This is a genomic window from Aeromonas sp. 600724 (genome assembly GCF_049175135.1).
Taxonomy (GTDB): domain Bacteria; phylum Pseudomonadota; class Gammaproteobacteria; order Enterobacterales; family Aeromonadaceae; genus Aeromonas; species Aeromonas veronii_A.
Window position 1 is genome coordinate 23,437 of record NZ_JAAKUM010000016.1, and the last position, 26,237, is coordinate 49,673.

At 57.4% G+C, this 26,237-nt stretch carries 24 protein-coding genes and 1 pseudogene; 8 read left to right on the top strand and 17 right to left on the bottom strand.

Annotated elements, in window-relative coordinates; translation table 11 throughout:
- The first annotated feature begins 121 nt into the window (after positions 1-121).
- The 5 genes from mnmA (at position 122) to G5168_RS15315 (ending at position 5,232) form a co-directional block, all read left to right on the top strand.
- Positions 122-1,228 (top strand): tRNA 2-thiouridine(34) synthase MnmA, encoded by a 1,107-nt coding sequence (gene mnmA / locus G5168_RS15295; RefSeq protein WP_005353619.1) that lies wholly within the window; start codon positions 122-124, stop codon positions 1,226-1,228.
- A gap of 23 nt (positions 1,229-1,251) precedes the next feature.
- On the top strand, positions 1,252-1,866 hold the full coding sequence (gene hflD / locus G5168_RS15300) for a high frequency lysogenization protein HflD (RefSeq protein WP_005334622.1): 615 nt from the start codon (positions 1,252-1,254) through the stop codon (positions 1,864-1,866).
- 129 nt (positions 1,867-1,995) lie between these two features.
- The gene (purB, locus tag G5168_RS15305; RefSeq protein WP_421252427.1) at positions 1,996-3,366 is read left to right on the top strand and encodes an adenylosuccinate lyase; all 1,371 of its coding nucleotides are present in this window, start codon (positions 1,996-1,998) and stop codon (positions 3,364-3,366) included.
- A gap of 139 nt (positions 3,367-3,505) precedes the next feature.
- Positions 3,506-4,636: a cupin domain-containing protein gene (locus tag G5168_RS15310; RefSeq protein WP_005353621.1), complete on the top strand. Its 1,131-nt coding sequence runs from the start codon at positions 3,506-3,508 to the stop codon at positions 4,634-4,636.
- A gap of 182 nt (positions 4,637-4,818) precedes the next feature.
- Positions 4,819-5,232, top strand: a complete 414-nt coding sequence (locus G5168_RS15315; RefSeq protein ID WP_421252428.1) for a hypothetical protein — start codon at positions 4,819-4,821, stop codon at positions 5,230-5,232.
- A gap of 96 nt (positions 5,233-5,328) precedes the next feature.
- On the opposite strand, the gene G5168_RS15320 is transcribed toward G5168_RS15315, so the two are convergent.
- Complete coding sequence (locus G5168_RS15320) at positions 5,329-5,868, bottom strand: GNAT family N-acetyltransferase (protein ID WP_421252429.1); 540 nt, start codon at positions 5,866-5,868, stop codon at positions 5,329-5,331.
- 300 nt (positions 5,869-6,168) lie between these two features.
- Between G5168_RS15320 and G5168_RS15325 the strand changes: the two genes are divergently transcribed.
- Positions 6,169-6,234 carry a hypothetical protein gene (locus tag G5168_RS15325; RefSeq protein ID WP_421252445.1) on the top strand — a complete coding sequence of 22 codons (66 nt, stop codon included), beginning with the start codon at positions 6,169-6,171 and terminating at the stop codon, positions 6,232-6,234.
- Positions 6,235-6,690: 456 nt separating this feature from the next.
- Here the strand turns inward: G5168_RS15325 and G5168_RS15330 are convergent.
- The 7 genes and pseudogenes from G5168_RS15330 to G5168_RS15360 all read right to left on the bottom strand — a co-directional run.
- Positions 6,691-7,515, bottom strand: a pseudogene (locus G5168_RS15330) (GNAT family N-acetyltransferase); the annotation flags it as partial.
- A complete protein-coding gene (locus tag G5168_RS15335) occupies positions 7,515-8,129 on the bottom strand; it encodes a glutathione S-transferase family protein (RefSeq protein WP_323912678.1) in 615 nt (204 codons plus the stop codon). The pseudogene G5168_RS15330 and the gene G5168_RS15335, both read right to left, overlap by 1 nt.
- A gap of 36 nt (positions 8,130-8,165) precedes the next feature.
- The gene (pdxH, locus tag G5168_RS15340; protein ID WP_013723557.1) at positions 8,166-8,804 is read right to left on the bottom strand and encodes a pyridoxamine 5'-phosphate oxidase; all 639 of its coding nucleotides are present in this window, start codon (positions 8,802-8,804) and stop codon (positions 8,166-8,168) included.
- A gap of 140 nt (positions 8,805-8,944) precedes the next feature.
- Positions 8,945-9,280 (bottom strand): hypothetical protein, encoded by a 336-nt coding sequence (locus tag G5168_RS15345; RefSeq protein ID WP_227341066.1) that lies wholly within the window; start codon positions 9,278-9,280, stop codon positions 8,945-8,947.
- A complete protein-coding gene (locus G5168_RS15350; protein ID WP_421231257.1) occupies positions 9,259-11,223 on the bottom strand; it encodes a reprolysin-like metallopeptidase in 1,965 nt (654 codons plus the stop codon). Before G5168_RS15350 ends, G5168_RS15345 begins: the two co-directional genes overlap by 22 nt.
- A 252-nt stretch (positions 11,224-11,475) precedes the next feature.
- Positions 11,476-11,805, bottom strand: coding sequence for a hypothetical protein (locus G5168_RS15355; RefSeq protein ID WP_227341068.1), 330 nt, complete (start codon positions 11,803-11,805; stop codon positions 11,476-11,478).
- Positions 11,802-13,808, bottom strand: coding sequence for a reprolysin-like metallopeptidase (locus tag G5168_RS15360; protein WP_227341069.1), 2,007 nt, complete (start codon positions 13,806-13,808; stop codon positions 11,802-11,804). The genes G5168_RS15355 and G5168_RS15360 overlap by 4 nt, the downstream gene beginning before the upstream one ends.
- 222 nt (positions 13,809-14,030) lie before the next feature.
- Between G5168_RS15360 and G5168_RS15365 the strand changes: the two genes are divergently transcribed.
- Entirely contained in the window at positions 14,031-15,242 is a 1,212-nt protein-coding gene (locus G5168_RS15365) for an RsmB/NOP family class I SAM-dependent RNA methyltransferase (protein ID WP_047434271.1), read from the top strand.
- 106 nt (positions 15,243-15,348) lie between these two features.
- On the opposite strand, the gene G5168_RS15370 is transcribed toward G5168_RS15365, so the two are convergent.
- The 6 genes from G5168_RS15370 to G5168_RS15395 all read right to left on the bottom strand — a co-directional run bounded on the left by G5168_RS15370 (position 15,349) and on the right by G5168_RS15395 (position 22,608).
- Positions 15,349-15,738 carry a RidA family protein gene (locus G5168_RS15370; protein ID WP_227341070.1) on the bottom strand — a complete coding sequence of 130 codons (390 nt, stop codon included), beginning with the start codon at positions 15,736-15,738 and terminating at the stop codon, positions 15,349-15,351.
- Positions 15,739-15,807: 69 nt separating this feature from the next.
- Positions 15,808-18,102, bottom strand: coding sequence for a formate C-acetyltransferase (pflB, locus tag G5168_RS15375; protein WP_323912687.1), 2,295 nt, complete (start codon positions 18,100-18,102; stop codon positions 15,808-15,810).
- Between the two features lie 44 nt (positions 18,103-18,146).
- On the bottom strand, positions 18,147-19,355 hold the full coding sequence (gene tdcD / locus G5168_RS15380; protein ID WP_421252430.1) for a propionate kinase: 1,209 nt from the start codon (positions 19,353-19,355) through the stop codon (positions 18,147-18,149).
- A 201-nt stretch (positions 19,356-19,556) separates the two neighbouring features.
- Entirely contained in the window at positions 19,557-20,888 is a 1,332-nt protein-coding gene (tdcC, locus tag G5168_RS15385; protein ID WP_323912690.1) for a threonine/serine transporter TdcC, read from the bottom strand.
- 11 nt (positions 20,889-20,899) lie between these two features.
- Complete coding sequence (gene tdcB, locus G5168_RS15390) at positions 20,900-21,904, bottom strand: bifunctional threonine ammonia-lyase/L-serine ammonia-lyase TdcB (protein WP_216951789.1); 1,005 nt, start codon at positions 21,902-21,904, stop codon at positions 20,900-20,902.
- Between the two features lie 359 nt (positions 21,905-22,263).
- Positions 22,264-22,608, bottom strand: a complete 345-nt coding sequence (locus tag G5168_RS15395; protein WP_005353650.1) for a Grx4 family monothiol glutaredoxin — start codon at positions 22,606-22,608, stop codon at positions 22,264-22,266.
- Between the two features lie 288 nt (positions 22,609-22,896).
- On the opposite strand from G5168_RS15395, the gene sodB reads away from it, so the two are divergent.
- Complete coding sequence (gene sodB / locus G5168_RS15400) at positions 22,897-23,481, top strand: superoxide dismutase [Fe] (RefSeq protein ID WP_005334664.1); 585 nt, start codon at positions 22,897-22,899, stop codon at positions 23,479-23,481.
- A gap of 112 nt (positions 23,482-23,593) precedes the next feature.
- Here the strand turns inward: sodB and G5168_RS15405 are convergent, their stop codons facing one another.
- From G5168_RS15405 to G5168_RS15415, 3 genes are all read right to left on the bottom strand, one after another.
- Positions 23,594-24,406, bottom strand: a complete 813-nt coding sequence (locus tag G5168_RS15405; RefSeq protein WP_021229893.1) for an MlaA family lipoprotein — start codon at positions 24,404-24,406, stop codon at positions 23,594-23,596.
- Between the two features lie 85 nt (positions 24,407-24,491).
- Positions 24,492-25,760 (bottom strand): c-type cytochrome biogenesis protein CcmI, encoded by a 1,269-nt coding sequence (gene ccmI / locus G5168_RS15410; protein WP_421206223.1) that lies wholly within the window; start codon positions 25,758-25,760, stop codon positions 24,492-24,494.
- Positions 25,757-26,236: a cytochrome c-type biogenesis protein gene (locus tag G5168_RS15415; protein WP_421252431.1), complete on the bottom strand. Its 480-nt coding sequence runs from the start codon at positions 26,234-26,236 to the stop codon at positions 25,757-25,759. The genes ccmI and G5168_RS15415 overlap by 4 nt, the downstream gene beginning before the upstream one ends.
- Between the last annotated feature and the right edge of the window lies 1 nt (position 26,237).

The window sequence follows — 26,237 nt, forward strand, 5'->3', positions numbered from 1 at the left end:
CAACAGAAAAACGATTTCCTGCTATCAGGCTCCTGATGGGAACTGCGGCATGGATATGTGACCGGGGGCGCAAAACTCTGGTAGAATACGCCCCGTTTAAACGAACTGGTAACTTCGACTAATGACAGACAACAGCCAAATCAAGGTGATCGTCGGCATGTCCGGCGGCGTGGATTCTTCCGTCTCGGCCTACCTGCTCCAGCAGCAGGGCTATCAGGTCGAAGGCTTGTTCATGAAGAACTGGGAAGAAGACGACACGGACGAGTACTGCTCTGCCGCCCAGGATTTGGCTGATGCCAAGGCCGTCTGCGACAAGCTGGGGATGAAACTCCACACCATCAACTTCGCGGCCGAGTACTGGGACAACGTGTTCGAGCACTTCCTCGAAGAGTACAAGGCTGGCCGCACGCCGAACCCCGATATCCTGTGCAACAAGGAGATCAAGTTCAAGGCGTTCCTCGAATTTGCCGCCGAAGAGCTGGGTGCCACCTACATCGCCACCGGCCACTATGTGCGCCGTGACGACAGCACCGGCCGCCCTCGCCTGCTGCGCGGTCTCGATACCAACAAGGATCAGAGCTACTTCCTCTATACCCTGAGCGAGAAGCAAGTGGGTCAGAGCCTGTTCCCGGTTGGCGATCTGGAGAAGCCGGAGGTGCGCCGCATCGCCGAGCAGCTGGATCTCATCACCGCCAAGAAGAAAGACTCCACCGGTATCTGCTTTATCGGCGAGCGCAAGTTCAAGGACTTCCTGGCCAAGTTCCTGCCCGCCCAGCCCGGTAAAATCGAGACCGTGGATGGCAAGGTGATCGGCGAGCATCAGGGTCTGATGTATCACACCCTGGGCCAGCGCAAAGGACTCGGTATCGGTGGTCGCAAAGATGCCACCGAAGAGGCCTGGTACGTGGTCGACAAAGAGGTCGAGCGCAACGTGCTGGTGGTGGCGCAGGGCGAACATCCCCGTCTCTACTCCGACGGTCTCATCGCCAGCCAGCTGCACTGGGTGGATCGCACTCCCATTCGCGAGCCCCGCCGCTGCACCGTCAAGACCCGCTACCGCCAGCAGGATATCCCCTGCCTGATCCAACCCATCGACGACGAGACCATCCGGGTCATCTTCGACGAGAAACAGGCTGCGGTGACCCCGGGCCAATCCGCCGTCTTCTACGACGGGGAAGTGTGTCTGGGCGGCGGCATCATCGAACAGCGTTTCAGCCATCCGGTTTGAATCCTTAACAGAAGGCAGCAGACGTGAGCGATAAATTCCAAGACAGAACAATGGCCTTTGCCGGCATCTGCCAGGCCGCGTATCTGGTGCAAAAGGTGGCCCGAGACGGCAGCTGTGACGAGGCCGCCCTGCGCGAGAGCCTCTCCAGCATTCTGGTGACCAACCCGAGCCAGCCGCTCGAGGTGTTCAACAACACCCATCTGGCCATTCGCGACGGCTACCGTGCGCTGGTCGAGCAGCTGGGTGCCGACGGCAGCCAGAAGAATGCCGAGCTGACCCGCTACGTGGTGAGCCTGATTGCGCTGGAGCGCAAGCTGGCCAAGCGCAAGGACATTCTCAATATGCTGGGTGAGCGGATCAGCCAGATTGGCCGCCAGCAACAGCACTTCGATCTGCTCGACGAGCAGATTTTGGCCAACATGGCGAGCATCTACAGCGATCTTATCAGCCCCATCGGGCCGCGCATCCAGGTGGCGGGTACCCCGCTGTTCCTGCAGCAGCCGCTGGTGCAGCACAAGGTGCGCGCCCTGCTGCTGGCGGGCATTCGTGCCTGCGTGCTGTGGCGTCAGCTCGGTGGCAGCCGCACCCAGATCATCTTCGCTCGCAAGAAGATGGTGGAGCTGGCCAAACGTTACTAATCATCGGCTCGCGCGCGGGCAAGCGAGGTCAACATCAGGGTGAACAGCCGCACATCCGCCCTGACGACGACTCAGCCCCACGCGCGAGTGGATACGGATCCCCCACACAAATCATCAGGAGTTCATCCCATGGAGCTGTCCGCGCTGACTGCTGTTTCCCCGATTGACGGTCGTTATGGCGATAAGGCCGATGCCCTGCGCCCTATCTTCTCCGAATTCGGCCTGCTGCGTTTTCGCGTTGAAGTCGAGGTTCGCTGGTTGCAGAAACTGGCCAGCCACGCCGGGATCCCGGAAGTCCCAGCCCTGAGTGCGGCCGCCAACGCCCTGCTCGACGGCATCGTCAGCAACTTCAACGAGAGTGACGCCGCCCGTATCAAACAGATCGAGCGCACCACCAACCATGATGTGAAAGCGGTTGAGTACTTCCTCAAAGAGAAAGTCGAAGTGAACCCGGAGCTGGCGGCTGTCAGCGAGTTCATCCACTTCGCCTGCACCTCGGAAGACATCAACAACAACTCCCACGGTCTGATGCTGAAAACCGCCCGCGAAGAGGTCATCAAGCCTTACTGCGAGAAGCTGATCAGCGAGATCAAGCGTCTGGCCCACGAGTACCGTGACATGCCGCTGCTCTCCCGCACCCACGGTCAGCCGGCCACCCCGAGCACCATGGGCAAGGAGATGGCCAACGTCGCCTACCGTCTGGAGCGCCAGTTCAAGCAGATCATGGCGGTGGAGATCCTCGGCAAGATCAACGGCGCAGTCGGCAACTACAACGCCCACCTCAGCGCCTATCCGGAAGTGGATTGGCACCAGTTCTCCGAGGAGTTCGTGACCTCCCTGGGCCTGACCTGGAACCCCTACACCACCCAGATCGAGCCACACGACTATATCGCCGAGCTGTTCGACGCCATGGCCCGCTTCAACACCATCCTGATCGACTTCGACCGCGACGTGTGGGGTTACATCTCCCTGGGCCACTTCAAGCAGCGCACCATCGCGGGTGAAATCGGCTCTTCCACCATGCCGCACAAGGTCAACCCCATCGACTTCGAGAACTCCGAAGGCAATCTGGGTCTGGCCAACGCCGTGTTCCAGCATCTGGCGAGCAAGCTGCCCATCTCCCGCTGGCAGCGTGATCTGACCGACTCTACCGTACTGCGCAACCTGGGTGTGGCGGTGGGTTACTCCCTGATTGCCTATCAGGCGACCCTCAAGGGTATCTCCAAGCTGGAAGCCAACGACGCCGCCATGGCCGCCGATCTGGATGCCAACTGGGAAGTGCTGGCCGAGCCGATCCAGACCGTGATGCGCCGCTACGGTATCGAGAAGCCTTACGAGAAGCTCAAGGAGCTGACCCGTGGCCGCCGCGTCGATGCCGAAGGGATGCGTACCTTTATCGACACCCTGGAGTTGCCGGAAGCTGTCAAGGTTGAGCTGAAGAAGCTGACCCCGGCCAACTACATCGGTGACGCCCAGCGTCTGGTCGATCTGCTGAAGTAAGCCAACCGGCAGTGACGAAGGGGCCCTGTGCACGATACGCCACAGGGCCCCTGTTATTTTCCCTGCCACGGCAGGATCCCGAGTGGCTTTTCCCAAGCCCGCCTTGGGCAAAACCTCTTTGCGAGACACGAGAAACAGCATGTACGAACTCAATCTGGATATCGCTCACTTCCTCGAGCACTACTGGCAGAAGCGCCCGCTCCTTATCAAGGGCGGCTTCAAGGACTTTCAGGATCCCATCAGCCCGGACGAGCTGGCGGGTCTGGCCATGGAAGAGGTGGTCGAGTCCCGCCTCGTCACCCGTTTCGACGGCAAGTGGGATGCCGCCCACGGCCCCTTCGAATCCTATGACCATCTGGGCGAAGAGAACTGGACCATTCTGGTACAGGCTTGCAACCACTGGGCTCCCGAAGTAAACGAGCTGGCGGTACCGTTCCAGTTCATCCCGGGCTGGCGCTTTGACGATGTGATGGTGAGCTTCTCCACCCCCCATGCGGGTGTCGGCCCCCATATCGACAATTACGATGTGTTTATCACCCAGGGTCTGGGCAAACGCCACTGGCGGGTTGGCGATGCCAAGCCGCTCAACGAGTTCGCCGCCCACGCCGCCCTGCTGCACTGCGAGCCGTTCGAGGCGATCATCGACGTCATCATGGAGCCGGGCGACATCCTCTACATTCCGCCCGGATTCCCCCACGAAGGCTACGCCATCGAGCCCTCCATGAACTTCTCGGTGGGCTTCCGCGCACCGGATGCCAAGGCGCTTATCTCCTCCTTTGCCGATCACCTGATCGACAACGAGGTGCGTACCGAGCGTTACGGCGATGCCGATCTCAAGCCCCGCGCCCGTCACGGCGAGATCCAGCCCCACGAGCTGCACCGTCTGCGCGAGCTGATGCAGCAGGCCCTCGATGACGAGACTCTGTTCAAGGAGTGGTTCGGCACCATGATCTCCGAGGCCAAGCACGATCTCGACGTCAATCCGGTCGAGCCGGACTACAGCGCCGAGGAGGTAGCCGACCTGCTGACCCAGGGCGAACCTGCCATCAAGGTGCCGGGTCTGCGCACCGTCTGGTTCAGCGGCGAGAGCCAGCAGTGCTTCATCGACGGCGAAGCCTGGACTCTGCAAAGCGAAGACGCGGCAGCCATTTCGCTCTTGTGTGACAAAGACATCATCACTCAAGCCGATATGGTGGAGCTGGCCGATCAGGCCGGTTTCCTGCAACTGCTGACCCGTCTGGTCAACCGCGGTTACTGGTTCTTCAACTGATCCGGCGGTAACTGAAGGATAAAAAGGCGCCTTATGGCGCCTTTTTGTCACTCAGATGCGGTTCAATTAACAATCGATGCGCGAAGCTGAACCCACTCTTGATGAACCGACAAGTGGTGATTTATTGAGCTAACATGGATGGGTATCATGCGTCCGTCCCTGTTCACAAGAGAAGCGCCACCATGCAGATCACCTCCCGGCCCATGCCGCTGCCCGATTACGGCAAATATCCCTCCTCTCCCACTGTCACACCCGAGCAGGTCAGTCAGGCCCGTAACGAAGCACTGACCAAGAAGGATGAATTGCAGGCACAGAGCGAAGAGAAAGCAACGGCTCGCAGAACCATGGCGGTCTCTTATACGGCTAACCAGCAAGATAAAGCCGTGGTGGAGCGCTACCTGGAGGCCAGCGGTCAGGAGACCGACAGCAAGTCGGGCCCGAGCACGGCTGAACTCTATCAGGCGGCCAATCGCTACCAGCGCCAGCAGAATCTGAGCGACTACATGCAATTCCAGCAGAGCCCGCTCGCCCAGCAGATGGGTAACATGGTGGGCGAAGATAATCGCAAGGGCACCCAGCTCGACATCATTGCCTGAGCCAATTTGCTCGAATAAGCCCGGCAGGGACTGATATAAACTGAAAAAGCCCTCGATGAGGGCTTTTTCGCTATGGCTTGTCGCTGCGACTTCTCGCTATAAATAGGACTCTTCTGCCTGCGCGTCCGGCAGCTCGTCGGGGAGTTCATCAAACAGGGGGTGATAGAGCACCTCACCCTGCACACCCGAAAAACCGCGCTCCTGCAGCTCCATCGCCATAAAGCAGTCGGCAGGTACCTCATAGATGCAGTGCAGGCCAAACTCGCTGGCCGGGCGGAAACCGAAACGGCTGTAATAGGCCGGATCCCCGAGTACCACCACCCCTTTCCAGTCCATCTCGAGCGCCGTATCAAGCCCTTCACGGATAAGATCCGAGCCAATCCCCTGGCCTTGCCAGTCGGGATGAACCGCGACCGGCGCCAGACCGAGCCAGGGCCCTTCCATGCCGTTAATGGTGATCGGGCTTAGCATCAGGTGCCCCATGAACTCGTACTCTTCCTCTTCGACCATGGTCACCACGGCAGCGCCACATTCGCGCAGGCGGTTGACCAGTTCGGCCTCATCGGAACGACCGAAGGCGGCACTCAGCAGCTCATAGACCGGCAGCATGTCACCGGGGCGCTCGGTTCTCAACATCAGGTATTACTCCTCGTACAGCAGAGCGGGCATTATTCCACACAACGGCTGGTCATTCTGAGTACCTTTGTCCAAAAATGGGAGGGTGCACTCAGGAAAACGAGCTGCAAACTGCTGCTGCAAGGCTGTTAGCGTAGCCGGGGTGGCCCTGTTCATCGCCTCGCGGTAGGCCAGCCAGAGGGCGGGAGCCTCCCGCGCCAACCGCTCAAAGGTCAGTTCGGGCGTTTGATGCCAACAGCCATCCAGCTCGTCGACCAGCTCCGGCAGCTCCACCAGCAGCTGTAACTGCTGATAGCGTATCTGCGAAGAGTCACCGTTGCCGCCCAGCGCCTGCGCCATCAATTGGTTGAAGCAGTGGAGCCGTGATACGCGCTCCTCGCGGCTAAGCAGCTCGGGCCCCTGACGCTGCAGCGCGACCAGTTGCAGCAGCCACGCCAGCCCCCGTTCATCCCTGTCTTTCAGCAAGACGCCGCCAAGATGGGACAACTGCTCCGGTTCGGCCTGCTCCAGCAGATCGACGGGGTAACAGTGCAGCGCCAGCAACCTCTCAAGATGCGGCGGGCAACGCAGAAAACAGGGCTTCTCCCCCTCCCCCCTCTCATCCACAAAGAGCGAGATGGCCAGCTTGCCGTTGGTACTCTGCCGATCCAACGTTACAGGATCGCGCAGGATCACCACGGCGATCCGCTCATCTGCCAGCCAGCGGGCAATTTCCTCGGGCAAGGGGCTGGGCAAGGAGGGCGCGCGATCCAGCCGCCAGTAGCTCACCTCGCACGGCTGGCGACCACTGATATGGCGCCGCCCGCGATAGTGCATGCCCACTTTAGCCATCACCCGGCCGGAGGCTAAATTGTCTGGCATATGGCGAGCCGTCAGCGCAGGCAGTTGCAGTTGGGCAAAGGCGAACCCCTTGACCAAGCCTGCGGCCCGAGTCGCCAGACCGCGATTTTGCCAGGGCACGCCCACCCACCAGGCGAGCTCGCCATTCCAGTGCAGGGAGATCACCCCGACCAGCGCAGTCCCTTGCTCCTCTGGCAAGGTGATGGCCCAGCTCCAGCCAAGACCAAGCGCCGCCTTGCGCCAGCTGAGCGCCAGCCAGTCGCGGGCCCCCTCCGGCGGATAGGGGTGAGGAATATTAAGGGTGTAGCGGGCCAGCGCCTCGTCGTTGCAGTAGCGTACTATCTCGCGATCATCGGCGGCCTGCAGCGGTCGCAGCGCGACGCCTGATAGCGGATGATCCTCAACCAGGGTCGGCACTGTCACGCGGCGCGCCAGCAGGCGATTTAGCACGGCGCCCAAATCGGCCTCGGGGGTGAGCGGCAGATCGGCCCCCACAGGGCCAAGGGTGAGCAGTCCCTGCTCCCTGGCGAGGGTCAATAGGGAAGTAGAGGCGCTGATCAGGATCTGGCGGCTGGGATCAACATGAAAATCCACCAGCAGATCCCCATCGAGCCAGGCAGCCAGCAGGGCTCCCGGGCAGAACACCCCGTCTGGAGGGCTGCTCGCCCAGGGTGCATCGGTTTGATCGAGGGCGGCCGCCGCCTCTTTGCCCAGCAGCAGCTGCCAGCGATGACCTTGCTGCTGCCAGTGCAGCAACAGCGCAGCCCACTGCGGTTGCCACAGACTGGCCTCGATCAGCAGTTCCATCAGCTGGCCTGACAGGCCGCTGGCAGCGTCAGGTGACGGGGATGGGCTTCGATACGGGCGATCCAGCTACGGATAGCGGGCCACCCCTGCAGAGAGAAGATCCCCTCCTCTGCCACATGGGTGTAGGCATAAAGGGCGATATCGGCGATGGTCGGCGCATCACCGCACAGGTAGGGGCTCTGTTTCAGCTGCTGCTCCATTACCGCCAGCGCCTTCTCGCCACCGGCTTTCAGACCGTCGAGCCGCGCCTCCTGCGACTCGGGTCGGCCGAGATAGTGAACGATAAAGCGGGCCACCGCGATGTAGGGCTCATGGCTGTACTGCTCAAAGAACATCCATTTGAGCACCTCGGCCTGCTGGCGCGGCTCGGTTGGCCACAAGGTACTGCCTTGCCCCAGATAGAAGAGGATGGCGTTGGATTCCGCCAGCGTATCGCCCTGGCCAATCTCCAGCACCGGGATCTTGCCGTTGGGGTTCATGGCCAAAAATGCAGGGGTACGGGTATCCCCCGCCTGAATATCCACCTCAACCCACTCAAGGGGCAACTCCAGCCAGCGGGCCAGCAGCCACACCTTGTAGCAGTTGCCGGAACGCAGATCACCATACAGACGCATACACACTCCTTGTGAAAACAGATTTGAACAGCGCGATCAGGGAGCCAGACGCTCGATATGCCAGCCATCCCCTTCGCGGGTGTAGTAGAAGCGGTCGTGCAGTCGGTGCTCGCCCCCCTGCCAGAACTCCACTGTCTCGATCACTACCCGGAATCCGCCCCAGAAGCTCGGCAGCGGCACTTCGCCATTGGCGAACTTCTGCTTGAGCTCGAGGAACTTGGCCTCCAGCACGCCGCGGGCCGAGATGCGGGTCGACTGCTTGGAGACCCAGGCAGCGATCTGGCTATCCTTGGGACGGCTGTGGAAATACTTCATCACCTCGAAGGTGCTCATCTTCTCCACCCGACCGGTCACATGAACCTGTCTGTCCAGCGTGTGCCAGGGGAAGAGCAGGCTGATTCGAGGATTGCCTTCCAGCTGCTGCGCCTTACGGCTACCCATGTTGGTGTAAAAGACCATCCCCTGGGCGTCGTAGTGCTTGAGCAGCACAGTGCGCTGCCAGGGCTGACCATCGGCATCCACCGTCGCTACCACCATGGCGGTGGGATCGGTCAATTTGGCCTCACAGGCCTGCGCCAACCACTTCTCGAACAGCGCCAGCGGCTCGGCCGGCAGATCGGCCCGGTGCAGCCCGCCACGGGAGTATTCACGGCGCAGATCAGCAACATCCATCATCTTGATTTTCCTTCAAATAAATAATGGTTCCACGACCATCAAGAGAGTGACGCAGGCATTGTGCTCCGCTCATCTGTCAGTGACAAGCCATAACACAGCGGGGAGGCAACTGCCTCCCCGCTGTGTTTACCTGCAAACTATTACCTCTGAATCGCCTCCGGCATGCACCTTTCCAGCATCTGTCGGTTATATCGGGTGGCATAGTCAATCCGCTGCTCAAACTCCGCCTCCTTGCCCATCTCAATCACATCGCCGAACCCTTTCAGATAACGGACTCCGCACCGGGTTCTCGCTTCTGCTTGCAATGACTCCACAACCCCCGGGGCCATGCCGCCACGCCCGCCGCGCACGATGAGCCGATAATCCTGAGCAGCAAGACTCTCATCTATTGCCTCGGTCAGTGATGCGGCCACAACAGGCGCTGCGCAGATATGCAGAAACAGCAAACTGACGGCTAACCGTAATACCTGCGCCATCCGGCTGCACCTCCCATCAGGATGATCACAATGATACTCACCGCACCACCACCGCCGCCGCCACCCGTATTGTTGTCGGTAATGACAGTTGCACTTTCCGTAGTGGCCGACGCATTACCTCTTATCCCATTGATAGAGAAAAAAATATTATTGCTGCATGCCAGCTTCAGCCTAGCCGTGCTGATCAACGGTGCAGGCAACACCACACTGGCCGAACCGTTATTGACAAGCCCGCTTGCCAGCGTAGTCCAGCTAGAACCGCCATTCTGTGTCAGTGCCAAATCCACGCTGGGACAGTTGATAGGAGGCTGATCGGTCCCAGCAACATTCCATGTCACTAGCTGAGTGCTACCCGCCACCATGGCGCCAATCTGCGGGGCTGTGATGGCAAATGCCGCGCCGGTATTGATCACCTGCACCACCATCTCATCACTGCTGACCGCCCCCTGACCATCACGTACGGTAAGGCGGAACTGGAGATTGCGATTGGTCGCTGGCCACGCCTCCCCTTTGGCCAGCACACCCGTGATCAGCGAGCTCATGGCAGGCAAGGTTCGGCGGGGATCCGAAGTTGGCGAGACAAAGCGAAACAGCGGGCGTGACCCATCATCCACCATGGTGGCCAAACTGCTGGATGCGTTGCCCAGATCCACCTGCTCCCAGGTGTAACTCAAGGCATCTCCATCCAGATCCAGCGCACTACCGACAAGAGTGAAAGGCGTATTGGCGGGGATCACCCTATCGCCCCCCGCATCCACAACCGGCGCGTTATTGGCAAGCGCCAGGTCGGTGCCGCAGGAGGGCAGAGAGGCCATCAGAGCCCGCATCTGCTCGATCGACTTGCTGTGAAAGAAAGGTGTGCTGTTAACCTGCAGATTCTCCTCACCACAGATCCCGGCATAGGCCATGATGGTCGAGCCACTGCCCGGTTCCCAGGCTGAGCTAGCCTTGCGACCCGTGGCACAACTGTCGGCCATGCCATTGAAGGAGTGCTCTGCCCCCAGCTGGTGCCCCAATTCGTGAGCCACATAATCAATAAAGAATGCATCACCGATAGGCTGTGAGCCTCCGGTCATGCCCCGTGAACGGCTGAAAGGGTTGCATAAAGATCTCAGGGTCGCCACCCCGCCGCCTGATGTCGCCAGCAGATGGCCCAGATCAAAAGAAGGATTGAGCAACACCCCCTGTTGGGTCTGGTTGATTGCGATATCCTGGGTCGAGTTGGTGAAAGGATCCGTCGCAGGATCGGTGAAAATCACATTATCCGTATCAGCTGCAAGCTGAAACTCGGCCCCCACATCACGGCGATAGACTTCATTGACCCGATTAAGCAGTGTTGCAATCGCCGAGAGTGCTGCAACCTTGGTACCACCGTGATACTGGGTATATTCCCCGGTTGCCGAGATAGCGATAGTGTAGCGCTTGCGCAAATTGCCATCGACCAGCACAGCTCGCTCACGCTCGATACCATGAGGATCAATCACCTGATCCACATCCTGTCGCCGCCAGGCATCTTGCTGTTCATAAACGGCATAAGAGAAACCGTCCTGAAGCGGATCGACATAAAAGGTACGCCCCTGATGGGTAAACATACCGTGAAAACCATGTATGGTGACATCAAATCGGCCTGTATCCGCCGCCCGATCGATAGCCTTCCCACTGTAAGTATTGATAGAAGGGTAGCGCTGGGCCAAAGGCTCCGGGAGCAAGGCATTGGGATGAACATCAAACTGCACCGTAGTGCCATCCGGCAGTGGCAAAGTCAACACACTGGCGAGATGCCCGGGCTCAAAAGGCTTGTCAGGAACCACCACTCTGACCTTTTCAGCTCGCACATCATAGATCCCTCCCCTTTCCAAGTTTTCATCCATGAAGGTCCACTGTGGTTCTGCTGCAACCTGAACAGACAAACTGGTGATAATCACCGCAATGCCATGCTTCATAGAGCCTCCTTGCCCTACCCTGGTGACAACAAGTATGGTGCAGCGTCAATTGACGATCTGCGTGACAGACAGAAAAGAAAATTCGCACAAAACTTCTGTCACGCTGAGACATCGTGCTACACCCACGCTCCCCATCTCAGGCGATACAGACTGACCCCATTCAACAACGGAAAAAAGTGAAGGCGCCATTGGCGCCTTCACGGATAGATAGGGGGCTGAATATCCCCCCATTTGGATTGGTTCGTTGGCGTATTACTGCTTATCCGCGCCCGATGCTATCGGGCAATGAATCACCATGCGCCGGTTAAACTCGCTGGCGTAGGCACTCAGTTTGGCATGCGTTTCGTGCTGGCCGGGCCTTATCACATCGCCCAATCCATCCAGATAACGCTTGCCACAGCGCGCCTTGGCCTCTGCCTGCTGCTCGGCTGCAATACCGGGGGCGAACTCTCCCCGCCCCGCGATCACGATGAGGCGGTAATCCTGCCTGGCAAGGTTTGCACTCAGCTCCTGCTCCAGGGTGCTGGCATCGACCCGACAACCGCCGAGCATGGCAAGCAGCAACAGGGGGATTCCCCTCATGTGCGCCTCCGTTGCCAGCCAAGCAGCGCCAGTGCTAGCGTCCACAATCCGAGCACCCCGCCACCACCACCGCCACCTGAATTAGAGCCACCTTGCACCAGAGGCAATTTGAGGGGACTGATGGCAAAGAAGATGTTGTCGCTGCAAGCCACTTTCAGCCTGACACTGCTGGTGAGGTTGCCCGGCAGGGTCACTGTGGCAGAGCCGCTGTTGGGCTGGCTGGAGACGAGGAGTGCCCAGCTAGCACCCTCGTCCTGGGTTACAGATATATCCACCTTGCTGCAACTGATGGGTGGCAACGTGGTGCCAGCCACGTCCCATGTCAGTGACTGACTCCCCCCGGGCGTGAGGGTGACCCCGGAAATTGGGCTGGTGATGCGAAATGCTGTGCCGGTATTGACCACCTGCACCTTCATGTCATCGCTGGCAACGCCACCCTGACCATCTCGCACCGTCAGTCTGAAATTGAGATCCCGGTTGGTGGTCGGCCAGGCCTCTCCTTTGGCAAGCGTGCCGGAGAGCAGGGATGGCAAACTCGGCAGGATCCGCTCCGGCGATGCCGTGGGAGAGACAAAACGAAACAGCGGCCGGGAGCCATCGTCAACCATGGTAGCGACGCTGCTCGATTCGGTGCCTTTGTCGATCTGCTCCCAGTTGAAGAGCAGAGGGTTACCATCCAGATCCGCCCCCGCCCCCTTCAGGGCAAAGGGCGTATTGGCCGGGATCACATAATCGTTGCCGGCCGCAACCTGCGGAGCATTATTGCTCAACGCGAGCGTGGTTCCGCAGGTCGATTCGCTCGCCATATGAGCTCGCATCTGCTCGATGGACTTGCTATGGAAATAGGGATCGCTGTGTGGCTGGATATTCTCCTCACCGCAGATGCCGGCATAGGCCATGATGGAGCTGCCACTGCCCGGCTCCCAAGCTTGCTCCTCAGCACGGTTACCCGCACCACAATTGCCGGTCGTGCCGTTGAAGGTATGCTCGGCACCAAACTGGTGGCCAATTTCATGGGCCACATAGTCTATAAAGAAAGCATCACCGACTGGTTCTTTTGAACCCGTCATGCCAGATGACTTGGCGCCATAGGCGTAATAGGGTGGCAGGGTATCAACACATAACACCCCCAAACTCGCCAAACCACCGCCTCCAGTATTGAGGACATGGCCGATATCAAATGCCCCCACATCCCCGGCAGCAAACGCCTGAGCCTGCACATCTACGTTCAGATCAGCATCCGCATTGGTGTTATCAAAGGGATCACTGGCCGGATCGGTAAAGACCAGGTTGTCATTGCCACTGGCCAATACAAACTCTGCCCCCACATCCTGTTGATAGACCTGATTCACCCGGTTGAGCAGGGTTGTGATGGCCGCCATGGTCAGTACCCTGGAGCCTCCGTGGTATCGGGTATATTCCCCCGTCGCCGAAATGGCGATGGTGTAGCGCTTACGCACATTACCATCCACCTGCACCCTTTGCTGCAACGCCCTGTCGGCATCATGGCCAAGCACCTTGTCCGCCTCATCCTCCAGGCGACTATGGGCATCCTGCTGGTAATAGACGGCATACCCTTCGGCATTGCGCAGCGGATCGACAAACACCATCTTGCCCTGATGGCTGAACATGGCATGGAAACCCTGTGGCCCCAGATCGAAGCGCCCCGTCTCTATCGGATGCGCCGGGTTGTACCCCTTGAAGGTGCGGATCTGCGGATACTTGGCGGCAAGATCTGCAGGCAGCAAGTCGTAGGCTTCCAGAGCAAAGGTGACCTCCCCCCCATCGGGCAGCGGCAGGGTCAGCTCACTCACCCCGGCTTGCAGTCCGGCAAAATAGTCGAGCGGCACCTTGGCCACTCGAAACTGATTGGCCCGCACCTCATAACCTTGCTCCGCAGTCGCTCTGGCGGCTACCGTGCTCCACTCGCTGGCCATCAGGCTGGTTGAGCCCAGCATGCTGGCAACCAGCAAGGCCACCCTAGAGTATTTCGTCACATGCATTGTTTTTAGTCCTTGTATTAATGCAATCGCCTGAATTGCGGCCTGTACTTTATTTTTATTCGGCCACATCAATACAAAGCTGAAGCAACCCTTTCCACCATTCCCGAGTGGGAGTGTTGCGCCAACCCCGTCTAACCCCTATCATTGCGCGGATTTGTCAATTTTAGAACTGCTCCTCTTCACAAAGGTGCGGTTCATCTTTATCTGGCCAAGGTTAATCTCATGCTCAAATCCCCACTGTTGCCCCGTTTCGGGGATCTGGTCGTTGCCATTGTTGACGATGTGCTCGGTCAGGGTCTTACCCTCGACCGCGCCTATGCCCGTCACTTCTCCGGCATCGAACTCAAACCGCAAGAACAGGCAAGGATTGCCCTGGTCACCGGCGACCTGCTGCGCCGTCTCAGCCTCTATTGTTTCCTCACCGGTATTCAGGTGCGTCAGGCCGAAAAGAATGTCTGGCCACTGCTGCACAGCTGGCACGCCTTCCACAAAATTGCCCAGCCCAATCACCCGACCCTGGATCGCTTCAATGAAGAAGCATTCCGCCGCCGTCTGACCGAGGCGAAGAAGAACCCGGTATTGATGGATGGTTGCCCGAGCTGGCTGGAGAAACTGGGTAGCGAGCAGCTGGGTGAAGCCTGGCCTGCCGAGCGTGCCGCCCTGGCCTGGATGCCCAAGCGCTACCTGCGGGTCAACACCCTCAAGTGCACCCGTGATGAACTGCAAGCCATGCTGGCCAAAGAGCAGGTCACCACCATTCCGGTTGAAGGTGTGGAGACTGCCCTGCAGGTCACCTCTGACGCCGCCCTGTTCCGTACCAAGGCCTTTGCCGATGGTTGCTTCGAACAGCAGGACGCTGGCTCCCAGCTGGTTGCTGCCGCTTTGGAAGTTGCCCCAGGCATGCGGGTGATCGACGCCTGCGCCGGTGCCGGTGGCAAGACCCTGCATATCGCCGCCATGATGCAGGGTAAAGGCCGTCTGCTGGCAATGGATGTGGAAGAGTGGAAGCTGGAGAACCTCAAGCAGCGCGCCCGTCGCGCCGGTGCCCACAACGTGGAGACCCGGGTCATCACCAGCAGCAAGACCGTCAAGCGCCTCAAAGAGAGCGCCGACCGCGTACTGCTTGACGTGCCCTGTTCCGGTCTTGGCGTACTCAAGCGCAATCCGGATGCCAAGTGGCGTGATACCGCCGAGCGTCTGCCGGTGCTGGTCGCGCTGCAAGAAGAGATCCTGCAGCGTTACAGCCAGATGGTGAAAGTCGGCGGCCTGCTGGTCTATGCAACCTGCTCCATCCTGCCCGAGGAGAACCGCCAGCAGGTGGACAAGTTCCTCGCCGCCAACGAAAACTTCCGTCTGCGTGACGATCACACCGTGAGCCCGTCCGAGACCGGCTTCGACGGCTTCTACATGGCTCGTATCGAACGGATCGCCTGATCCAGAATGACCTGCTCCTTGCGCCCTTATCGCGCACGGCGGGTTCGATGAAAAAAGAGCGGCAGGCCTCGAGCTGCCGCTCTTTTTATTGATAAGGATCGCCGCGTCAGGACTCCAGCGCAGCAATCGCCTCTATCTCGATCTTCACATCCTTCGGTAACCGAGCCACTTCTACGCAGGAGCGAGCCGGATACATGGCATCGTGCTCGGTGAAGAAGTCGTTGTAGACCCGGTTGACCGCAGCAAAGTCGTTCAGATCCGAGACAAACACCGTGGTCTTGAAGATGTTTCGCACCTCGCCGCCTGCCGCCTCGACAATCGCCTGTACGTTTTGCAGGGAGCGCAGGGTCTGCGCTTCGATCCCCTCCGCAACGTCGCCGCTCACCGGGTCCAGCGGGATCTGACCGGAGGTGTAGAGGATGTTGCCAATCCGGGTGGCCTGCACATAGGGGCCGATGGCGCCCGGCGCCGCTTTGGTAGTGATAACCTGTCGCATCTGTTACTTCCTCGTGCTGACAAACAAAAAGTAGGCCCGGAGCAAGCCTGCTCACCCCGGGCATGAGAGTTACATCATGTTGGTGAAAGTTCTGGAGATGACGTCCTGCTGCTGCTCGCGGGTCAAGGCGTTGAAGCGCACCGCATAGCCGGAGACCCGGATGGTCAGGCTGGGGTACTTGTCCGGATTGTCGATGGCATCCAGCAGCATCTCGCGGTTCATCACGTTGACGTTGAGGTGCTGCCCCCCTTCCACATCCCGCTCGTGATGGAAGTAGCCATCCATCAGCCCCACCAGATTGTTCTCGCGATTGGCGGGTTCCTTGCCGAGCGCCCCCGGCACGATGGAGAAGGTGTAGGAGATCCCGTCCTTGGCGTATTTGAACGGCAGCTTGGCCACCGAGGCGAGCGAAGCGACCGCCCCCTTGCTATCCCGACCGTGCATCGGGTTGGCCCCCGGGGCAAACGGGGCACCGGCGCGGCGGCCATCCGGGGTGTTGCCGGTCTTCTGGCCATAGACCACGTTGGAGGTGATGGTCAGGATCGACTGGGTCGGTACCGCATTGCGGTAGGTCGGCAGCGCCTGGATCTTCTTCATGAAGCGCTCGACCAGATCGCAGGCAATGGAGTCGGCCCGCTCGTCGTTGTTGCCGTACTGGGGATACTCCCCCTCAATCACGAAATCGACCGCCAGCCCGTCAGCATCGCGCACCGGCTTGACCCGGGCGTACTTGATGGCCGCCAGCGAATCGACCGCTACCGACAGACCGGCAATGCCGCAGGCCATGGTGCGATAGACGTCGCGATCGTGCAGCGCCATCAGCGAGGCCTCATAGCTGTACTTGTCGTGCATGTAGTGGATCAGGTTCAACGCGCTGATGTACTGCACCGCCAGCCAATCCATAAAGCTGTCGAGGCTGGCCATGACGGTCTCGTAATCCAGCACCTCGTCCATGATGGGCGCCACTTTCGGACCAACCTGGATCTTCAGCTTCTCGTCCACGCCGCCGTTGATGCAATAGAGCAGGGTCTTGGCCAGGTTGGCGCGTGCACCGAAGAACTGCATCTGCTTGCCGATCACCATGGGGCTCACGCAGCAGGCGATGGCGTAGTCATCGCTCTCGAAGTCGGTGCGCATCAGGTCATCGTTCTCATACTGCAGGGATGAGGTATCGATGGAGACGCGGGCGGCATAGGTCTTGAAGGCCCGCGGCAATCCTTCCGCCCAGAGGATGGTGAGGTTGGGCTCGGGCGCCGGCCCCATGGTCTTGAGGGTGTGGAGGTAGCGGAAGGAGTTCTTGGTCACCAGGGTGCGACCATCCAGCCCCATGCCGCCGATCACCTCGGTGGCCCAGATGGGATCGCCGGAGAAGAGAGAGTCAAACTCGGGGGTGCGCAGGAAGCGCACCATGCGGATCTTCATGATGAAGTGATCGACCAGCTCCTGGGCATCCTGCTCGCTGATAAGCCCCGCCTTCAGATCCCGCTCGATATAGATGTCGAGGAAGGTGGCGGTGCGACCGAGGGACATGGCCCCGCCATTTTGCGACTTCACCGCCGCCAGATAGGTAAAGTAGAGCCACTGGACTGCCTGCTGGGCAGTGCGTGCCGGCCCGGAGATGTCAAAGCCGTAGTTGGCCGCCATCTGCTTGATCTGCACCAGTGCCCGCTTGTGCTCGGCCAGCTCCTCGCGCTGGCGGATCACCTGCTCCAGCTGCTCTCCCCGCTCAAGCGCCGGTTGCAGATCGGCAAACTGCAGCTCCCGCTCACGGATTAGATAATCTATGCCATAGAGCGCGACCCGACGATAATCTCCGATAATGCGACCACGGCCGTAACCATCCGGTAAACCGGTCAAAATTCCCGATTTTCGGCAGCGCAACATCTCGTGAGAGTAGACGTCGAACACGCCCTGGTTATGGGTTTTGCGCAATTCGCTGAAGGTATATTCAAATTCGGGATCCATCTCCCGGCCATATGCTTCAAAAGAGCTGCGGATCATATTTACTCCGCCAAATGGATGCAGTGCTCTTTTAAGGGGCTTGTCGGTTTGCAGGCCAACGATTTTTTCCAGCCCCTGCTCGATATAACCCGGCCCGTGGGCAGTAATGGTCGTGGCAATATTGGTATCAAAATCGACCGGTGCGTGGGTGGCATTCTCGATACGGATCCCCTCCATCACCTTATTCCACAAAGTGGTGGTCGCTTCGGTCGCATCTGCTAAAAACTGTTCGTCACCTTCATAGGGGGTGTAGTTCTGCTGGATAAAATCACGGACGTTGATCTCGTGCTTCCAGTTTTCACCGGCAAACCCTTGCCATGCCTGACGGAATTTATCCTGATCCAATTGCATATCAACTTTCATCAAATAAACCTCATTCACTACTCATGACACTACAGTGGAAGATGTCAGACGCACTCGGCCTGACGAACCAGCTGCCCCAGACGAATGGCATCCAGTGCGATCATTTTCTCTTCATTGGTGGGAATAACCGCCGCCAGCACCATGGACTCTGCCGCCGAAATCACCCGGCAGCCCTCGCTATTGGGACGCTGGTTAAACGGCTCACTGATCGCTACGCCAAATACCTGAAGTCGTTCGCATACCAGCTTTCTGATAAAGGCCGAGTTCTCGCCGATCCCGCCGGTGAAAATAACGGCATCCAGCCGGCGCAATGAGGTGGCATGGCCGCCGATATGGCGGGCAATACGATGGACAAAAGCGTGAATGGCCAATTTTGCCCCGGGATGTCCTTCGTGATAGGCAGCTTCCAATACCCGCATATCGGAGGAGAGCCCCGAAATACCCAGCAGGCCGGACTGCTTGTTCAATACCCGCTCGATATCATCGATGGATTGCCCCGTCTTGCTGGCGATATAGGCCAGCGCGCCAAAATCGATATCACCGCTGCGGCTGCCCATGATCAGCCCCTCCAGCGGCGTCATCCCCATCGAGGTATCGACGCTCTTGCCATCCTGTACTGCGCAAACAGAGGCGCCATTACCCAGATGAGCAATGACCAGACCGGCATCGTGGCCATTCAACCCAAGGAAGGAGACCGCCTGCTCGGCGACATAGCGATGGGAGGTGCCATGGAAGCCATAGCGGCGCACGCCATAATCCTGCAGATATTGGTAAGGCAGCCCATAGATATAGGCTTCCGGCTTCAGGGTCTGGTGAAAACCGGTATCAAATACCGCAATTTGGGGTTGTGTGGGAAATAGCTGACGAGCCGCCATCACACCACTCAAATTGGCGTGATTGTGCAGGGGAGCCAAGGGTGACACCTGCTTTATTTTGGCCAATACATGTTCATCAATGATCACGGCTTCGCTAAATTCACTGCCACCATGAGCAATGCGATGACCCACCAGTGCAATGGCATCCAGCAGATCCCGTTTTTTCAATTCCGCCGCGATGGCAGCCAATGCACAGGTGTGGTTATTTTCAGCTAATGACATTGCGGGCTCTTTACCCACTTGCAATTGGGGATGGGCCGTCTCAATACCATCCGCCATACCGGATATCACCACCTCGCAGGTTTTACTATCCAGTACCGAGAATTTGACCGATGAAGAGCCGCAATTGATAACCAGAACCAACGAATCAAACTTCATTACATCGCCTCGATATTTATGCTGTCGAGTCACTGCTGTCAGAACATATTTACCACTGTGTTTAGTGGCCAAATAACGGATAGCCTTGCCCTCGGCCCAAATAATTGGGCCAACCAAGAACCGGTTATTGCGCGCTTCTGACTACGCCATGCAGACCCCGCCAAGGGGATCTGAATGGCTGATGACTTGCAGAAAAGGTTTTCAGAACAGCTTGGAAACAATATTCAGGATGGTCAGCACACCTATGATGGTGACAAACAGGTTGCTGGCCTGACCTTTATATTTTGCCAGTGCCGGTGTCTTGTTGACGGCATACATCGGCAGCAGACAGAGCAGGGAAGCGATGATCGGCGCCCCCATTGCCTCAATCAGGTCGAGGATGTTGGGGTTCACATAAGCGACCAGCCAGGTGGAGCCCATGATGAACAACATACTGACCATATTGAGTTTTTTACTGGAAACCTTGCTCTTGTCGCCCTGGTAGCCAAAGCGGAGGATAAGGCCGTTCAACCCTTCCAGCGTCCCCAGATAGTGGCCGAAGAAGGATTTGAAGATAGCAACCAGCGCGATAATGGACGCCGCATACTCCAGAGTGGTGGCAAACGCAGACTTGCTGCCCGTCATCGAGGAGAAGTGGTTGGCCAGATAGGAGAGCACCGGAATATTCTGGGCCTTGGCTTCCGCCATATTTTGCGGCGACAGGGTAAACAGGCAGCTGAAGGCAAAGAACATCACCACGGCCACCATCAGCATGCTGGCACCGGAGATAATCTTCGAGCAGCGCTTCTCGGTAAAATCACGACCGAACTCCTGCTCATACTCTTCCCGCTTGGAGACGATGAAAGAGGAGACAATCGGCGAGAAGTTGAAGGAGAAAACCATGATGGAGATCCCCAGCCAGACGGTGACCAGAATACCATCGTGACCGAACATGGATATCTCGCTAAGGTTGACCTGATCAAAGACGGCACTATTCCAGTACGGAACGAGGGAGAGAGAGATGACCACTAGGCTGGCGATGAAAGGAAATACCAGATAGCTCATTACGCGAACCATCAGATCCTTACCAAAATAGATCACAAATGCCATCAATAGCAGCAGCCCAAGGGCGACAACACCCCGATTAAGCGGCGCCATTTGCAGTTGATGCTCCCAGAATGCCATAAAGGTATTGGTGATCGTCACACCATATATCCACAGCAGTGGGCAGATGGCAAAGAAATAGAGGAAGGTAATCACTACCCCACCCATTTTGCCAAAATGTTCTTCAACGGTCTCGGTAATATTTGCCGATGGATTGCTGCCAGAAAGACATAATCTGGCCAACGCCCTGTGGCAATAAAATGCAATAGGGTAAGCCAGCACCAACATGATTAATATAGGTATCAGGCCACCATATCCGGCCCGAATAGGGAAAAATAGAACACCTGCACCGATCGCTGTACCAAACAGACCTAATCCCCATGTGGTATCCGATTTACGCCATACACGTGTATTCTCTTTACTGCCGGTGACAACACTGTCTAATATCATGACTGCATTCCTTACAGGCTAAATTGACGAATATTGTTCTGTTCGATAATTTCGGTGATCCGGGTCAGGTCAATATTGCCACCAGAAATAATACTGACGGTTTTTTTGCCTTCGACATAATGTTTGAGTTTGCCGCTCAGCAGCGCTGCCGAGGCCAGAGCTCCCGCCCCTTCGGTAATCACCTTGTTGCGCTGAATAAGGTCAACCATGCTGTGACGAATATCATCCTCGGTGACCAGTACAATATCATCCACCAATTGTTTGACGATTTCGAAGGTCAGGGTGCCGGGTCTTGCCACGTCACAGCCATCGGCCAGCGTACTGCTGGTTCTGTGATTGGTAATGGTGCCTGCGTAGTATGAAGCCGCCATGCCGTGGACATTCTCCGACTGCACGCCAATCACCCGGATAGTCGGGTTGATGGATTTGATGGCCATGGCGACACCGGCAATCAGACCACCACCGCCAATCGGCACTATGATGTTATCGACATCATACAAATCTTCGATAATTTCCAGGCCGATGGTTCCCTGGCCGGCAATCACTTTTGCATCGTCAAAGGGGGGGATAAATACGCGGCCTTCCATCTCCACGATTTCGCTGACTTTGGCAATGGTGTCATTGAAACTATTGCCATGCAGAATAACTTCCGCCGAATAATCGCTGGTTGCAGCAATTTTTGATTTGGGTGCGCAGCAAGGCATGACCACCTTGGCATCAATTCCCAGCATGGCACTGGACAAAGATACCCCCTGCGCGTGATTACCGGCAGAGCAGGCGACAACACCTTTTTGACGATCCTCCAGACTTAATGAACTGAGTTTGTTGAAGGCACCGCGAATTTTAAAAGAGCCTGTACGTTGCATGTTTTCAAGCTTGAGGTAAACCTCGCCATGGCAACGTTCGCTGATGTAGTTAGAGGGTAATTGCGCGGTCTTGTATATATGGTTGGTCAGTCTTTTTTTGGCTTCGGTAATATCATGAAGACCAATGGGCAGATTGCTATACATCTTCATCGCAAATCTCTTTTTATTTATTAATTTGTAGGGTTTTATTTCACTGGGCGAAGCGATACTAGGTTCTATCACTTGCAATTAATGTGAGCATAAACACAAAAAAATCTACAAAGAGACTGCGTTACGGTGAAATTATCAAAAAATGTGATGGCAGCAACACTTGAATCCAAAATGATTAAAAAAAGTAATCGCAGATTGGAAAATCAATATGATTAACAACTCCAAAACAAAGCGGCAAAGATTAGATTTTTCAGGGCGAACGCGTTGCTTTTTGCAACCGGCAATCAGTTGCTTGCCTGCCAGAACCGGGATAATAAAAAAGGAGCCGATGTGGCTCCCTATCGACAACACAGGACCGATTACTCGGCTGCTGCATCATCTTTCTTGTACTTGGCAGCAGTCTCTTTGATCAGAGCCTGCAACTCGCCAGCCTGGAACATCTCGATCATGATGTCACAGCCACCGATCAGCTCACCTTCAACCCACAGTTGCGGGAAGGTCGGCCAGTTGGCGAATTTTGGCAATTCGGCGCGGATATCCGGATTCTGCAGGATATCAACGTAGGCAAACGGCTCGCCGCAGGACATCAGAGCCTGGGAGGCCTGGGCAGAGAAGCCACAGCTGGGTAGCTTGGGGGAGCCCTTCATGTAGATGATGATGGGGTTGTCAGCCAGCTGCTGCTTAATCTTTTCAATAGTTTCCATAGGTGCCTCACTAGAGCGATTTCGGCGGCCATTCTACTGCAATCTTGCCCGAGCACAAACTGACAAAGGGGTGACCCGGCTCGAATTGTGCAAAGAACCCACACAGGATTGATCGCGATCATGGCGCCAATCAAGAGTTGTTAGGCCATCTTTGATACTGCTACAATCCCTTGGCTTTGGGCTACCCAGCCCCATCATTTTAAAAACAACTCTTTTCACATATAGAAAAGAGTACGCAATGTCTTGCAACCGTCGCCTTCGCACGGTCCAGCCAATGGAGAGTAGAAAATGGCATTCGAACTTCCCGCTCTGCCCTATGCAATCAACGCTCTGGAACCGCACATCTCCCAGGAAACTCTGGAATATCACCACGGCAAGCACCACAACACCTACGTGGTCAACCTGAACAATCTGGTGCCGGGTACCGAGTTTGAAGGCAAGTCTCTGGAAGAGATCATCAAGACCTCCAACGGCGGCATCTTCAACAACGCCGCCCAGATCTGGAACCACACCTTCTACTGGCACTGCCTCTCCCCGAATGGCGGTGGCGAGCCGACTGGCGCCCTGGCTGATGCTATCAACAAGGCATTCGGCTCCTTCGCCGAGTTCAAAGATGCCTTCACCAAATCAGCCATCGGCAACTTCGGTTCCAGCTGGACTTGGCTGGTGAAAAAAGCTGACGGCTCTCTGGCTATCGTCAACACCTCCAACGCTGGCTGCCCGCTGACTGAAGCCGGTACCACCCCGCTGCTGACCGTTGACCTGTGGGAGCACGCCTACTACATCGACTTCCGCAACCTGCGTCCGAAGTACATGGAAACCTTCTGGGCTCTGGTTAACTGGGAATTCGTGGCCAAGAACTTGGCTGCCTAATCAGCCTCGCTTGCCAAAACGCCCCGCACTGCGGGGCGTTTTTTTATATCTAGATGGCTGCGTAAATGAAAGAGGCGCCCGCAGGCGCCTTTTACATATCGAGATAGCCAGTTTACTGGTCCAGCTCGTCCATGTATTCATCCAGATTGGCATCGTCGGCCTGCTCTTGCTGAGACGCTTTCAGCTCGGTCTGCTTGCCCGTCACCTTGCCCTGGTTATATTGCAGGTAGAAGTCCTTGGTTAGCGCATAGGGGTCGAGGGAGTTGTCGATGATCCGCTCCTGATCGATCAGCTTGGCGCGATTGCCCAAGCCATCCAGAACCCAATGAGTAACCCTTAACGGGATAGTCAGCAAGGCATAGGGGAAGTAGATGGTGTCAATGGTGTCACCAACCAGCTCCCGAGTGGTGGTCGGACCGTAAACAGGCACCATGATGTAGGCACCATTACCGATATCGGCCCTGCCCAGCACTGTGTCCATCTCCAGCTTGTTGCGCTCGAGGCCGGCATGTTTGGCCACATCGAAGATACCCAACAGACCGACGGTGGTGTTGAGGGTAAAGCGCCCCAGGTTGGTCCCTGCCCCCTTCAAATCACCGGTGATCAGATGGTTCACCATGCTGCTTGGCTCATCAAAGTTGGCAACAAAGTTGGCAATGCCATCCTTCACCCCCACCGGAATATAGCGAGCGTAAGCATGTACCACAGGACGTGCTACATAGGGCTCCAGCACATCATAGTTGACCGCCCACATGGCCCGGTTGGCCCCCTGGAAGGGATCGCGCGGATCGGCCGCCGTACTGGTTGCGCCCGGATTATTCATGCCGGGATTGAGATCCAGACTCTCTGGGCCAGGCTTGGGTGGACCACCGGCACAGCCAGCCAGCAAGAGGGCTGCCAGTATGGCCCCTGAACGAAGATACATATGATTGTCCTGACGTTTTATTTTGATTTATCAGAAGTATAGATAACCCGGCCCCTATCCAGGAGCCGGGTTATCCAAAGGCATATTAGAGGGCGTGATCGATGCGGATGTCAATCGGAGCAGCAGGGATCTCGGCCGTCTTGACCGGCACGGATACCCCTTCGAAGGCTCCTTCCTTGTTCATCACATTGCCACCACGCGAGAGACGCGCCTTGAACTGCAGTTCTGGATACGCTTCCAGCTTGCTGCCCTCCATCATGGCGTCACCATCCCCCAGTGAAAGGGTGACAGGCAGGGTTGGCCCAGCGATACGTTTCACCGCGATGGGCATGGGTGGTCCGTTGGGCACCACGGCAAAGACGAAGAGGTGAGCATCTTCCGGCATCTGGATGCCCGCAGCCAGCGTGATGTGGATGGGGAACTCTCCCTCATTAACGTCAGACTGCTTTACCTGCTCTGTTCCCGTTTTGGCTGCGCCTGAATTCGTCACCTCTATGCCACGCTGCTTGAGCTGCGTGCGGGCATACTCCATGGAGCGCTCAACCATCACATAACGGGGAGAGCCTTTTTCCATCAAGGGCAACATCGCCTGCCAGCGAGACAGCGCGGTCTGGAAGTCCTCTTTCTGCAGCGCCATAAAGGCATAGACGGAGCGCGCCTCGATATTATCAGGCTCCTGCGCGATGGCTGCACGCAGCAGTGCATCGGCCTGCACCTCCTCCCCCGTCATCATCAGCGCTTGGGCATAGGGCACCGCCACCAGCGATTTCTGGGGAGCAAGCTTGTAGGCACGCGACAGCGCATCGTTGGCCATCTCGGGATCATTGCCATCCAGCGCCAAACGTCCGAGCAGCAACCAGCCGCGGTAGTCGTTCGGTTCATCCTTTAGGCGGGTACGCAGTGCCAGCGTGAAGTCCAGCAGATCCTGCTCGGTTACCTGGGCATCACGCTCCACAAGAATCCGGTTGCTGAGCTCACCAAGACGGTTGCTGGCATCCTGCCAGCGGCTCACCTCCTGCCATGAACCCAGCTTGTAGTAGATACCCAGGCTCACCACCACCAGCACCAGCACACCTGGGATCCAGCTCAGACTCTTGCCACTGCGGGCTGTCTGCTCCACATCGGGAATATCATCCAAGAGGCTGCGCTGCAACTCGACCAGCGATTCGGGCTCCTCGGCAAGCACACCCTGCTCTCGCTCCTCGCCAATCTCTAGCAAGCGCTGACGATAGAGCTGTTTGTTGAGCGCCGAGCGACTGATGCTCTGGTTTCCCTCACTGCGCCACAACGGTAACACCAGAGCCAGACTCACCAGCACCAGCAGGGCCGCAATCACAATCCAAAAGGCGGTCATTGTTTCTCTTCCTCTTTGAGCAGCTCGGCCAGGCGACGCTGCTCTTCATCGCTCAGGGTGCTTTCCACAGGCTCTGACGTTGCCGCAGAGCGTCGGCTACGTATCACCACCACGCCGATGCCGATAACGATCACTAACAGCGGGCCAAGCCAGAGGATCAGGGTCGATGCCATCAGGGGCGGGTTATAGAGAATAAAGTTGCCATAGCGGGCAACCATATAGTCCACGATCTCCTCTTTATCCTTACCCTCGCGCACCATCTGGTAGGTCTTGTCGCGCAAGTCCTTGGCCAGCCCCGCATTGGAATCGGCGATATCCTGGTTCTGGCACTTGGGGCAGCGCAGCTCTTTGGTCAGTTCGCGAAAGACCTGCTCCTGATTGTCGTTGTCGAAGGTGTAGACATCGATAGCAGCCATGACCGGCGTTTGTACCACCCATTCCAGCAACAGCAGCAGGGAAGCAATAAATACTCTCATC